Source organism: Streptomyces sp. NPDC046203 (genome assembly GCF_040646255.1).
Lineage (GTDB): Bacteria > Actinomycetota > Actinomycetes > Streptomycetales > Streptomycetaceae > Streptomyces.
Map to the genome: position 1 here is coordinate 1 of NZ_JBEYZX010000016.1, position 12008 is coordinate 12008.

The 12008-nt window shown below is 70.7% G+C and carries 13 protein-coding genes; 6 read left to right on the forward strand and 7 right to left on the reverse strand.

Going from position 1 to position 12008, the window contains the following annotated elements; genetic code table 11:
• Positions 1-63: 63 nt before the first annotated feature.
• The gene (locus tag ABZ990_RS15005; RefSeq protein WP_361230832.1) at positions 64-276 is read right to left on the reverse strand and encodes a hypothetical protein; all 213 of its coding nucleotides are present in this window, start codon (positions 274-276) and stop codon (positions 64-66) included.
• A complete protein-coding gene (locus ABZ990_RS15010) occupies positions 273-530 on the reverse strand; it encodes a hypothetical protein (RefSeq protein WP_361230834.1) in 258 nt (85 codons plus the stop codon). The genes ABZ990_RS15005 and ABZ990_RS15010 overlap by 4 nt, the downstream gene beginning before the upstream one ends.
• Positions 531-624: 94 nt before the next feature.
• Here ABZ990_RS15010 and ABZ990_RS15015 point away from each other — a divergent pair, with 94 nt between their 5' ends.
• The 5 genes from ABZ990_RS15015 (at position 625) to ABZ990_RS15035 (ending at position 2486) form a co-directional block, all read left to right on the forward strand.
• Positions 625-1464 (forward strand): helix-turn-helix transcriptional regulator, encoded by an 840-nt coding sequence (locus ABZ990_RS15015; RefSeq protein ID WP_361230836.1) that lies wholly within the window; start codon positions 625-627, stop codon positions 1462-1464.
• Positions 1461-1670 (forward strand): DUF397 domain-containing protein, encoded by a 210-nt coding sequence (locus tag ABZ990_RS15020; RefSeq protein WP_361230838.1) that lies wholly within the window; start codon positions 1461-1463, stop codon positions 1668-1670. Before ABZ990_RS15015 ends, ABZ990_RS15020 begins: the two co-directional genes overlap by 4 nt.
• A gap of 147 nt (positions 1671-1817) precedes the next feature.
• Positions 1818-2024, forward strand: a complete 207-nt coding sequence (locus ABZ990_RS15025; protein WP_361230840.1) for a DUF397 domain-containing protein — start codon at positions 1818-1820, stop codon at positions 2022-2024.
• A gap of 24 nt (positions 2025-2048) precedes the next feature.
• Positions 2049-2255 carry a DUF397 domain-containing protein gene (locus tag ABZ990_RS15030; protein ID WP_361230842.1) on the forward strand — a complete coding sequence of 69 codons (207 nt, stop codon included), beginning with the start codon at positions 2049-2051 and terminating at the stop codon, positions 2253-2255.
• A 24-nt stretch (positions 2256-2279) separates the two neighbouring features.
• The gene (locus ABZ990_RS15035; protein ID WP_361230844.1) at positions 2280-2486 is read left to right on the forward strand and encodes a DUF397 domain-containing protein; all 207 of its coding nucleotides are present in this window, start codon (positions 2280-2282) and stop codon (positions 2484-2486) included.
• Between the two features lie 15 nt (positions 2487-2501).
• Here ABZ990_RS15035 and ABZ990_RS15040 read toward each other — a convergent pair whose 3' ends face one another.
• The 5 genes from ABZ990_RS15040 to ABZ990_RS15060 all read right to left on the reverse strand — a co-directional run bounded on the left by ABZ990_RS15040 (position 2502) and on the right by ABZ990_RS15060 (position 11057).
• A complete protein-coding gene (locus ABZ990_RS15040; protein ID WP_361230845.1) occupies positions 2502-4082 on the reverse strand; it encodes an alpha/beta hydrolase in 1581 nt (526 codons plus the stop codon).
• 123 nt (positions 4083-4205) lie between these two features.
• Positions 4206-4931, reverse strand: coding sequence for a respiratory nitrate reductase subunit gamma (narI, locus tag ABZ990_RS15045; RefSeq protein ID WP_361230847.1), 726 nt, complete (start codon positions 4929-4931; stop codon positions 4206-4208).
• A gap of 1 nt (position 4932) precedes the next feature.
• Entirely contained in the window at positions 4933-5790 is an 858-nt protein-coding gene (narJ, locus tag ABZ990_RS15050; RefSeq protein WP_361230849.1) for a nitrate reductase molybdenum cofactor assembly chaperone, read from the reverse strand.
• Positions 5787-7331, reverse strand: coding sequence for a nitrate reductase subunit beta (narH, locus tag ABZ990_RS15055; RefSeq protein WP_361230851.1), 1545 nt, complete (start codon positions 7329-7331; stop codon positions 5787-5789). The genes narJ and narH overlap by 4 nt, the downstream gene beginning before the upstream one ends.
• A 3-nt stretch (positions 7332-7334) precedes the next feature.
• Complete coding sequence (locus tag ABZ990_RS15060) at positions 7335-11057, reverse strand: nitrate reductase subunit alpha (RefSeq protein ID WP_361230853.1); 3723 nt, start codon at positions 11055-11057, stop codon at positions 7335-7337.
• A 142-nt stretch (positions 11058-11199) separates the two neighbouring features.
• Between ABZ990_RS15060 and ABZ990_RS15065 the strand changes: the two genes are divergently transcribed.
• Positions 11200-11946: a YwiC-like family protein gene (locus ABZ990_RS15065; protein ID WP_361230855.1), complete on the forward strand. Its 747-nt coding sequence runs from the start codon at positions 11200-11202 to the stop codon at positions 11944-11946.
• Positions 11947-12008: the final 62 nt, after the last annotated feature.

Sequence of the window (12008 nt, forward strand, 5' to 3'; positions counted from 1 at the left end):
GTCGACCTGGTCGACGACGTACGGCTCTACCGGGCCGATCCGGTGACCGGGCAGCACCCCGACTCACACGGGCCTGATCATCATCTTCGGCGGGTCGTGCGGGTGGTTGCGGATCTCGACCACGCAGTCCACGGCCGCGGACTCGTCCCGCCGCGGGCCGGGCGCCATGCAGCGCTCGAACCGCTGCGCCAGCAGCTCGCACACCGTGCAGCCGGCGACCGGCTCGGGGCGCGGGCGCGAGGGAAAGCCCACGGCGCGCTCTATTCGGCTGGTCACGGTTTCACTACCGGGGGGACGGGGGTGGTGAGGACGCGGATGCGTTCGGCTTCGGTGTCGGTGGGCGGGCGGAGATCGGTGGTGGGGGCGGTCCATTCGGTTCCGCCGGTCACAGGGCGCAGGACGACGAGGCCGTTTTCGTAATCCATCACCCGGCCGGGGCGAGTTGTCGCCATGCGGGTATCGACCATGTACGAGCCGACGGGGGGCATCGGTGCAGGTGCCGGGCCCGGGCAGGCATTGTTTTCGAACACAGCAATTCCTCTCTGTTGCGTCTTCGCTACCGAGTGCAGTCAGCGTGGCCTACTCTGCAGAGGTCTTCAACGTGCGAGTCAGGAAGGGGGAGTTGTGGTCAACATCAAGGCGCTCAACCCGGAAGGCGGCCCCGAGGCCGCGTACGGCGCGCGTATCCGCGGGGTACGTGAGGAGCGGGGATGGCGGCAGGATGACCTGGCTACCCAGACGGGATATTCCAGCAAGCATATTTCTGCGGTCGAAACTGGCCGGAGGTCTTCAACTCTCGCTTTTTCGAAGTCTCTTGACGTGGCCTTCGGGCTGGCCGACACGGTTGAGTCGTTCGAGCGGGAATGGCGGAAGCTGAGGCACGGAAATCTGCTGGAAGGGTTCCCGGAGTTCCTGGGGTACGAGGGGCGGGCGTCGGAAATCCGTCTCTACGAGGTCGGGGTGATCCCTGGCCTGCTCCAGACGCCGGCGTACGCGGCGGCGCTCGCCGACAGCGCCGTACGACGTGGCGCGGCAACGCCCGAGCAGGCAAGTGAACGCGTGGCGCTTGTCGCCAAGCGGCAGGCCGCACTCGATCGGACTCCACCACCGGTCGTGATGGTGGTCTTGGACGAGGGCTGCATCCGACGGCCCCTCGGGGGCGCGGATGTCATGAGCGAACAGTTCGCACATCTGGCGGAGTTCGCCGAGCGGCCGAACACGGTGCTCCAGGTCGCTCCGTTCCGCATGGGCGGGCGGCGGCCGTTCAATCTCCCTATAACGGTGCTGACCCTGCCCGATCGGTCGGTGATGTGCTACGCGGAGTCGGCTCAGCGAGGTCATCTCGAACGGGAAAGCTCGGTAGTCCTCCCCCTGTTGGGGGATTACCATCAGCTCCAGGCCGAAGCGCCATCCCAGAAGGAATCCGTGGCCATGATCGAGCAGGTACGAAAGGGTACGTCGTGACGACCGAATCCCCCCGCTGGTTCAAGTCCTCCTACAGCGACAACGGCGGTCAGTGCGTCGAGATCGCCACGAACCTCGCCGCCTCGCGCGGTGTCGTTCCCGTCCGTGACTCGAAGGACACCACTGGACCCGCCCTTGGCGTCTCCGCGTCGGCGTTCGCGTCCTTCGTGGCGGGTGTCAAGACCGATGGGTTCGACATCGCCTGAGGTCCGCTGACACGCGAAGAGCCCCGCCCCATCCCTTGGCAGCTCGGGATCAAGGCGGGGCTTCGTCATGCGGTCTGGCTGAGGGCGCCGTCGCGGCGTACCGTGCGCGAAGGACCCCCTTCGATTTTTCGCACGAAAGGGCACCAGATGACGACCGAGTCTCCCTGCTGGTTCACGTCCTCGTACAGCAGTAACGGCGGCAGCTGCGTCGAGGTGGCCACGAATCTCGTCGCCTCCCGTGGCGCTGTCCCCGTCCGTGACTCCAAGGTCGTCGGCGGGCCGTCGCTCGATCTCTCCGCTTCCGCGTTCGCGTCGTTTCTTGACGGCGTGAAGCACGGCCGGTTCGGCGCCTGAATCCCTGCCGCGAAAGGGTGTGTCGTGATGACCGAATCTCCCTGCTGGTTCAAGTCCTCGTACAGCGGCAACGGCGGTCAGTGCGTCGAGGTGGCCACGAACCTCGCCGCCTCGCGCGGTGTCGTGCCCGTCCGTGACTCCAAGGCTGCCGACGGCCCGTCTCTCAGCCTCTCCGCCGCCGCGTTCGCGTCGTTTCTTGACGGCGTGAAGCGCGACCGGCTCAGCGCCTGAATCACCGCCACGAAAGGGCATGTCGTGACGACCGAATCCCCTCGCTGGTTCACGTCCTCCTACAGCAACAACGGCGGTCAGTGCGTCGAGGTGGCCACGAATCTCGCTGCCTCCCGTGGCACCGTCCCCGTCCGTGACTCCAAGGCCACCGACAGGCCGTCGCTCAGCCTCTCCGCCGCCGCGTTCGCGTCGTTCCTCGACGGCGTGAAGCACGACCGGTTCGGCGCCTGAGGCGACCGTCGACGCTCAGCGGCACACCGTGCCCGACTTCGGTACCCGGCCCTCCAGCAGGTAGCCGTCCGTCGTGGTCTTCACGCACGCGTTGCCGCTGTTGTAGGCGCCGTGGCCCTGGCCCTTGTAGGTGAGTTCGACGCCGACGCCCGGGCCGAGGGCGTTCACCATCGAGCGGGCGCCCTCGTAGGGGGTGGCGGGGTCGCCCGTGTTGCCGATGACGAGGATCGGGGCCGAGCCGGGGGCCGAGACGTTCGGGTGCTGCCACGTGCCGGGGACCGGCCAGTGGGCGCAGCTCGCGAGGCCCCAGCCCATGTAGGCGCCGAAGACCCGGGACGCCTTCTCGAACTCCGGGAGCTTCGCGCGGGCCTGTGCGAGGGTGTAACGCTCCTTGTAGTCCACGCAGTTGATGGCGGCGTTCGCGGACTGGAGATTGCTGTACCGGCCGTTCTGGTCGCGGCCGTTCATCGAGTCCGACAGGGCGAGCAGCAGCGCCCCGTTCCCGCCGTCGGCTTCGTCGAGGCCCTGTTCCAGATAGGGCCAGAACTCCTTCGAATACAGTGACTGGGCGATCCCGTTGGTGGCCTGCGTCTCCGTGAGATCCCGGCCGCCGATGCCCGGGATGGGTTTCTTGTCGAGCGCGGCGAGCAGATCGGTGATGAAGCGTTCGATCTCCGCCACGGAGGTGCCCGGCAGGACGCACTGGCCCTCCCGGTTCAGACAGTCCTGCGCGAAGTTGTCGAGCGCGAGCTGGAAGCCGCGCGCCTGGCCGAGACCGCCGCCCACCACGCCCGCCTTGGGGTCGACCACGGCGTCGAAGACGGCCCGGCCGACGCTCTGCGGGAAGAGGTGGGCGTACACGCCGCCGAGTTCCGTGCCGTACGAGATGCCGAAGTAGTGGAGCTGCCGATCGCCGAGGACCCGGCGCATCAGGTCCATGTCGCGAGCGGCGTTCTCGGTTCCGACGTACGGCAGTTGGGCGCCGGAGCGCTGCTGGCAGCCGGCGGCGTACTTCTTCTGCGCGTCCGACAGCTTCCGTTCCTCCGCCGCGTTGTCCGGGGTGAAGTCGAGCGCGTAGTAGGCGTCGAGTTCGGCGTCGGTCAGGCAGACGACCGGTTTGCTGCGGCCGACGCCCCGAGGATCGAAGGAGACCAGGTCGTAGCGGGACCGCAGGTCCTCGAAGTCGCTCGCGAAGCCGGGCAGCGCGGTGACCCCGGACCCGCCGGGGCCGCCGAAGTTGAAGATCAGAGAGCCGATCCGCTGCCCCTGCTCCCGGGCCTTGGCGCGGATCAGGGCGAGGTCGACCGTGCCGCCGTCCGGCTTGGCGTAGTCGAGCGGCGCGGAGAGATACGTGCACTCCCAGGACCCGCCACCCGGCAGCGGCGACGGGGCGGGACCGCCGCCCTCGTCCTGGTTCGGCGGCAGACAGGGCGCCCACTCCAGCTTCTGCGCCGCGAGCCGGTCGAGCCCGGTGGGCCCGTTGGTCGCGGGCGGCGCGGCCCGCTGCCCGCCGTCCGAGCACCCGGTGGTCTGGGAGGTCAGGAGCAGGGCGGACGCGGTGATCAGCGCGGCGCGCTGGGCGGCGGAGATCGGCATGACTTCATCCTCGGCCGCCCCTCGCACCCCCGCGCGGGGCGCTGAGCCAAGCGGGTGGCACCCCGCCCGGCCCCGCTCCGCACCTTGCGCGTCCGGCGTGCCCCGGCCTCGCGGGATCCCGCTCTACGGCACCCGCTGCCAGCCCGGCCTCGGGTCGCGCTCGCCCAGCCGGCCGGGCCGCCGGCGGCGGTAGACCACGAACGGCCGGAAGAGGTACCGCACCGGCGCCGCGAACATATGCACGAGCCGCGAGTACGGGATCAGCGCGAAGAGCGCGAGACCGAACAGCACGTGCAGCCGGAAGGCCAGCGGCGCCTCGGCCATCAGCGCGTACTCCGGATCGAGCGCGAACAGCGACCGCAGCCACACCGAGACGCCCTCGCGGTAGTTGTAACCATCCGTCGCACCCGTCGAGTTGAGCACCGTCGCGAGCAGCCCGAGGCTCATCGCGCCCAACAGAACGGCGTACATCACGCCGTCGCTGCGCAGGCTCGCCCGCCGCACCGCCGGCACCCGCAGCCGCCGGTAGACGAGGATCCCGATGCCGGTGGCCGCGGCCAGGCCCGCGACGGCGCCCGTCGAGATCGCCATCAGGTGGTACGCGTGGTCGCTCAGCCCGATCGCGTCCGTCCAGCTCATCGGGATCAGCAGCCCGACCGCGTGGCCGAGCACCACGAACACCATCCCGAAGTGGAACAGCGGCGAGCCGATCCGCAGCAGCCGCGACTCGTGCAGTTGGGAGGAGTGGGTGGTGATGCCGAAGCGGTCGTAGCGACCGCGCCAGATGCCGCCCGCGATCAGCAGGGCGAGACAGACGTAGGGCAGGACGCCCCATAGGACGAGATTCATGTCAGTTTGCCATCCCTTCCGTACGGCGAGGGGTCCCCGGGCGGGCGGCCCCGGAGTGGGCGGCCCGGGGGAGTGCGGAGTGGCCGGCGCCGGGGCGGGTGACCGGCCAGGGCAGTTCGACGCCCGGGCCCCGCGGTTCGAGCCCGCCCAGCCGGTCCCGTACGTCCGGCCCGCTCAGCCGGTCCCGTACGTCCGGCTTACCCAGCCCACCCGGCCCACCCAGCCCGTCCGGCCCGTCCGGCTCACCCAGCCCGTCCGGTACGACGAGCGTGGGCGGGCCGTCCCCCGCGCCCAGGCCCACCAGCTCACGCGGAGGCCCCGAGCGGGCCAGCGCCTTCGCCTCCTCCCGGGTCCGCGGTGACGGGCCGGGCAGGGTCGCGCACACGGCCTCGACGACCCGGGTGTACGGCGTGTCCGCCGACTCCAGGGCCAGGCGGAGCAGTTCGAGCCCGGCCCGGTGTTCCTGGAGCAGCTCCGTACCGGCCGCGACGCACTGCCCGGCGAACTCCAGCGCCGCCGGGAGGAAGTCGGGCAGCTCCTCGCCGCCGAACTCCAGCCCGTACTGCCGGTAGATCCGCTTGATCCGTACGAGCGAGAGGCCGCGCCGCCGGGTGTCGCCGTCCGTCCACCACGTCAGATACAGGCAGCGGCGGTTACGGGTGTCGAAGGTGTCGGAGTAGTGGGCGGCCAGCTCCAGCGGGTCCGTGTCCGCGAGGTGGTCGAGGAACTCGGCGAGGCCCTTCGCCTGTGGGATGTCCGCCACTGCCTCGCGCAGCAACGGCAGTTCGGCGTAGAGCGCTTCGTCCGGGTAGGCGAGACAGCGCGCGGCCACCAGCCGGATCACGGCGTCGTCGTTCACGCGTCGGCCCTCCGCGTCCGGCCGAGGTTGAGCAGGACGCGGCGGCCGTTGCCGCCGGCCTCGCCCGCCTCGCCGACCGGGCAGCCGTCCTCCAGGGGCAGCGGGTGCGCGGCGGCCAGGTCGTCGGCGTCCTGCCGTGCCGCCGTCGGAATCACGTACCGGTCCTCGTACTTGGCGATGGCGAGCAGCCGGAACATGTCCTCCATCTCCTCGCCCGTCAGCCCCACGGCCTTGGCGATCGTCTCGTCCCGCTCCTCGCCCAGGTTGACTGCCCGCATATAGGAGCGCATCGCCGCCATCCGCCGCAGCACCGCCTCCACCGGATAGGCGTCGCCGGCCGTCAGCAGCTCGGCGAGATACTCGACGGGGATCCGCAGCGCGTCGATCGCGCCGAAGAGATTGCCCGCGTCCTCGCCGTCGTGCCCGGACGCGGCGACCGCGTCGACGACCGGCGAGAGCGGCGGCACGTACCAGACCATCGGCATCGTCCGGTACTCCGGGTGCAGCGGCAGCGCCACCTGGTAGGTCGCGATCAGGTCGTACACGGGCGAGCGGCGGGCCGCGTCCAGCCACTCCTCGGTGATCCCGGACGCCCGCGCCGCCTCGGTCACCACCGGATCGCCCGGATCCAGAAAGCAGTCCAACTGGGCGGGATACAGGTCGTGTTCGTCCTCCACCGCCGCCGCCTCGGCGACCCGGTCGGCGTCGTACAGCATCACGCCGAGATAGCGCATCCGGCCCACGCATGTCTCCGAGCAGACCGTCGGCATCCCGACCTCCACCCGGGGGAAGCAGAAGGTGCACTTCTCCGCCTTGCCGGTGGCGTGGTTGAAGTAGACCTTCTTGTACGGGCAGCCGGTCACGCACATCCGCCAGCCCCGGCAGGCGTTCTGGTCGACCAGGACGATCCCGTCCTCCTCCCGCTTGTACATCGCGCCCGACGGACAGACCGACACACAGGCCGGGTTGAGGCAGTGCTCGCAGATCCGGGGCAGATAGAAGAGGAAGCTCTGCTCGAACTCGAACCGGATCTTCTCGCCGACCTCCTTGCGCACCTTCTCCACCAGCGGGTCGCGCGGGCCGTGTTCGGGGGCGCCGCCCAGGTTGTCGTCCCAGTTGGGGCCCCACTCCACCTTGTCGAGCGGTGCGCCGGTGAGCTGGGAGACGGGCCGGGCCACCGGCAGGTCGTCACCGGCCGGGGCGTCGGTGAGGTTGCGGTACTCGTACGTCCAGGGCTGGTAGTAGTCCTCGATCTCCGGCAGTTCGGGGTTGGCGAAGATCTGCCCGAGCCGCTTCAGCCGGCCGCCCGCGCGCAGCCGCAGCCGCCCCGAACGGGTCCGCTCCCAGCCGCCCTTCCACCGCTCCTGGTCCTCCCAGCGGCGCGGATAGCCCTGGCCGGGCAGGGTCTCGACGTTGTTGAACCACACGTACTCGGTGCCCTGCCGGTTGGTCCACGCCTGCTTGCAGGTGACCGAACACGTATGACAGCCGATGCACTTGTCGAGGTTCATGACCATCGCGATCTGAGCCATCACGCGCATGAGTCAGTACTCCACCTTCTGGTCGCGGCGGCGGATCACCGTCACCTCGTCGCGCTGGTTGCCGGTCGGCCCGAGGTAGTTGAAGGCCCACGTCAACTGGGCGTAGCCGCCGACGAGATGAGTCGGCTTGAGCATCACCCGGGTCAGCGAGTTGTGGATGCCGCCCCGGCGGCCCGTCGACTCGGTCTTCGGCACGCCGACCGTGCGCTCCTGCGCGTGGTTCATGTAGACCGTGCCGGCCGGCATCTTGTGGGAGACGATCGCCCGCGCCGTGACCACGCCGTTGCGGTTGACCGCCTCGATCCAGTCGTTGTCGGCGACCCCGATCGCCTCGGCGTCCTCGGGCGACATCCAGATCGTCTGCCCGCCCCGGCCGAGCGTCATCATGTAGAGGTTGTCCTGGTACTGGGAGTGGATCGCCCACTTGTTGTGCGGGGTCAGATAGCGGACGGCGACCTCCCGCCCGGCCGCGCCGTCCCGGGTCGTGCCGGGCGCGGGCTCCCCGTACAGCCGGTGCATGTCCAGCGGCGGCTTGTACACCGGCAGTGCCTCGCCGACCTCGTGGATCCAGTCGTGGTCGAGGAAGAAGTGCTGGCGGCCGGTGAGCGTGTGCCAGGGCTTGAGCTGCTCGGTGTTGACGGTGAAGGCGGTGTAGCGGCGCCCGCCGGACTCGCTGCCCGACCACTCCGGCGAGGTGATCACCGGCACCGGCCGCGCCTGGGTGTCCGCGAAGGTGATCCGCTTGCCCTCGGCCTCCGCCGCGAGATGTGCCATCGGCTGCCCGGTCCGGGCCTCCAGTTTCTTGAAACCCTGGGTCGCCAGACGGCCGTTGGAGGTGCCGGACAGGGAGAGGATCGCCTCGCAGGCCCGGCGCGCGGTGTCGAGCCGGGGCCGTCCGTCGGCGGTCCCGCCGCGCACCCGGCCGTTCTTCTCCGCCAGATACGCGACCTCCTCGGCGACGTCGAACGTGATCGCCTTCGTCGTCACCCCGAGCCGGTCCACCAGCGGGCCGAGTGCCGCGAACTTCTCGCCGACCGCCCCGTAGTCCCGCTCGACCACCGTCAGGTTGTACATGGTCCGCCCCGGCACCGGCGCGCACTCGCCCTTCGACCAGTCGAGCGCCACCCCGCCCGGCTGGGCCATCTCGCCGCCCGGGGTGTCGTGCTGGAGCGCGGTCGCGACCAAGTCCCGGCGTACGCCCAGGTGTTCCCCGGCCAGTTCGCCGAAGCGGCGGGCGAGCGCGAGAAAGGCGTCGTAGTCGGAGCGGGCCTGCCAGGGCGGGTCCACGGCCGGGGTGAAGGCGTGCAGGAAGGGATGCATGTCCGTGGAGGACAGATCGTGCTTCTCATACCAGGTGGCGGCCGGCAGCACGATGTCGGAGAGGAGCGAGGTGCTCGTCATCCGGAAGTCCAGCGACAGCAGCAGATCGAGCTTGCCCTCGACGTCTTCGTCGCGCCACCGCACCTCGCGCGGTGCGCAACGAGGGCCGTCGGCGGGCAGGTTGGAGTGGGTGCCGAGGAGATGCTTGAGGAAGTACTCATTGCCCTTGGAGGAGGAGCCGAACAGGTTCGCCCGCCACACCGTCATCACCCGGGGCCAGTTGGCGGGCGCGTCCGGGTCCTCGCCCGCGAAGCCGAGCGTGCCGTCCTCCAGGGCCCGCACGGTGTCGCCGACCGGATCCTCCTGGTCGCCGAGGTCCAGTGGATTGCGGTCGAAGGTCGGGTACGAGGGCATCCAGCCCATCCGGGCCGCCGCCGCGAGACAGTCCGCGCCGGTCAGCCCCTCGAAGCGGCCCTCGGCGAGCGGCGAGGCCAGCGACTCGGCGGGCAGCGAGTCGTACCGCCACTGGTCGGTGTGCAGATAGAACCAGCCCGCGCCGATCATGTGCCGGGGCGGCCTGGCCCAGTCGCCCGCGCTCGCGAGGGTGGCCCAGCCGGTGACCGGGCGGCACTTCTCCTGGCCGACGTAGTGGCCCCAGCCGCCGCCGTTGCGGCCCTGGCAGCCGGTGAGGGTGAGCAGGGCGAGGAAGGTCCGGTAGATCGTCTCGGAGTGGAACCAGTGGTTGGTGCCCGCGCCCATGAGGATCATGCAGCGGCCGTGCGAGCGTTCGGCAGTGTCCGCGAACTCCCGCGCGATACGGGTGACTTGGGCGGCCGGTACGGACGTCAGGGTCTCCTGCCAGGCGGGCGTGCCGACCGCGCCGGCGTCCTCGTACGAGGCGGGCCACTCGCCCGGCAGCCCCGGACGCCCCACCCCGTACTGCGCGAGCAGCAGGTCGTACACCGTGGTGACCAGCAGCCCTTCGCCGTCCTCGCGGCCGGTGCCGCCGAGCCGGCGGACCGGGACGCCCCGCCGCAGCACCGCGCCCTCCTCGTCGAAGCGCGGCAGCACGACCTCGGCGGACCCCGAGCCCGACCCCGAGCCCGACCCCGACCCCGAGCCCACGTCCCCGGTCTGCTCCTCGAAGAGGCTGAGCCGGGGTACGACATCCCCCAGGTCCAGATTCCAGTCGGCCTTCCCTTCCGTCCCCCACCGGTGCCCGAGCGTGCCGTTCGGGACCACCGGCTCGCCGGTCGCGTCGTCGAGAAGGACCGTCTTCCACTCGGCGTGCTCGACTTCCTGCCCGAGGTCGGCTGCGGTCACGAACTTCCCCGGAACCAGGCCCTGTTCGGTCTCCCGCAGCGTCACCAGGAACGGCAGATCGGTGTACCGGCGCACATAGTCCGCGAAGAACGGGGTCTCGCGGTCGACGAAGAACTCCTTGAGGATCACGTGCCCCATCGCCAGGGCCAGCGCCCCGTCCGTCCCCGGGTGCGGATGCATCCACTCGTCGGCGAACTTGGTGTTGTCGGCGTAGTCCGGCGAGACGGTGACGACCTTCTGGCCCCGGTAACGGGCCTCCGTCATCCAGTGCGCGTCCGGCGTCCGCGTCACCGGTACGTTCGAGCCCCACATCAGCAGATACGCGGCGTCCCACCAGTCGCCCGACTCCGGTACGTCGGTCTGGTCGCCGAACACCTGCGGCGAGGCCACCGGCAGATCCGCGTACCAGTCGTAGAACGACAGCATCGGCGCGCCGATCAGCGAGTGGAAACGGGCGCCCGCCGCGTGCGAGGCCATCGACATCGCCGGGATCGGCGAGAAGCCCGCCACCCGGTCCGGGCCGTGCTCCTTGATGGTGTGCACATGCGCGGCGGCGGCGATCTCCAGCGCCTCCTCCCAGGTCGTCCGCACCAGCCCGCCCTTGCCCCGGGCCCGCTGGTAGGCGCGCCGGCGCCCCGGGTCGCGCTGGATGTCCGCCCAGGCGAGCACCGGGTCCTTCAGCCGCTTTTTCGCCTCCCGGTACATGCCGAGGAGCGTGCCCCGGACGTACGGATAGCGGACCCGGGTGGGGGAGTAGCTGTACCAGGAGAAGGAGGCGCCGCGAGGGCAGCCGCGCGGCTCGTACTCGGGCCGGTCCGGGCCCACGGACGGATAGTCGGTGGCCTGCGTCTCCCAGGTGATGATGCCGTCCTTGACGTACACCTTCCACCGGCACGAACCGGTGCAGTTGACCCCGTGCGTCGAGTACACGACTTTGTCGTGGCTCCAGCGGTCCCGGTAGAACGACTCGCCCTCCCGGCCCCCGGTGCGATGCACCTCCCGCAGGTCGTCGGAGACCTCGGCGCGGGAGAAATACCTGCCCGCCCGCAGCAGGGTTTCGGCAGGGTTGGGCCTTGGCTGCACGTCCGGCTCCTTCACACGAATGACGCGTCCGGCACGGCGAGCCTAGGCAGCCGGGGCGGTGCGAAAGGGGGGCCGTCCGGCCCTGCCCGCTGTGACCAAATCCCGTAGTGACCCCGGCGGATGGCATGGGAATGTCGAGGTCGTGAGTGCTGTCGTACGACGCTGGCTGCCCAACCAGCACGGAGCCTGGGCGATGCTCGCCGTCCCGTTTCTCGCGGGCGTGCTGATCGGCGGTCCGGCCTGGATCGATCTCCCCCTGTTCGCGGCCTGGCTGGCGGCGTACATCGCCGCCTTCCACGCCCAGCAATGGCTACGGCTGCGCCGGCTGTCCCGTAACCCGCGCGCCGCCGGCCGGCATGTCCGGCCCGGGCTCGTCTTCGGCGCGGTCACCGCCGTCCTCGGCGTGCCGCTCGCCGTCGCCGAACCGTGGCTGCTGCTCGCGGCGGCGGCGATGGCACCGTTCCTCGCCGTCAACGCCTGGCACGCCCGGACGAACCGGGAGAGGGATCTGCTCAACGGCATCGCCGCCGTCGTCCCCGCCTGCGGCATGCTCCTGGTGACCCTGCGCCTCGGCGGCGGCACCCTCGCCGACGGCCTCGCCCCGGCCACCGCCTGCCTGCTCTACTTCGCCGGCACCGTCCCGTACGTGAAGACGATGATCCGCGAGCGCGACTCCCTCGCCCACCGGCGCGGCTCGGTCGCCTACCACGCCCTCGCGCTGATCGCGGCGACGCTGCTCAGCCCCTGGCTGGCCGTCCCCTTCGCCCTCTACCTGGCCCGCGCCGCCGTCCTGCCGGGCCACCGCCTCACGCCTCCGGTCGTCGGCGCGGTGGAACTGGGCTGTTCGCTGGTGCTGCTGGGGTTCCTGGTGGGGCTGTACGGGGGGTGAGGGCGGGGGCGTCAGAGGTACGGGGCGGCGGGGGCACGGGGCAGTGGAGGCGCGCGGGGGTA

Bases quoted from the DNA above. Each gene is read 5' to 3' on its own strand.
- ABZ990_RS15025 (WP_361230840.1), top strand. From the start codon at position 1,818: ATGACGACCGAGTCTCCCTGCTGGTTCACGTCCTCGTACAGCAGTAAC.
- ABZ990_RS15040 (WP_361230845.1), bottom strand. From the start codon at position 4,082: ATGCCGATCTCCGCCGCCCAGCGCGCCGCGCTGATCACCGCGTCCGCC.
- narI (WP_361230847.1), bottom strand. From the start codon at position 4,931: ATGAATCTCGTCCTATGGGGCGTCCTGCCCTACGTCTGTCTCGCCCTG.
- narH (WP_361230851.1), bottom strand. From the start codon at position 7,331: ATGCGCGTGATGGCTCAGATCGCGATGGTCATGAACCTCGACAAGTGC.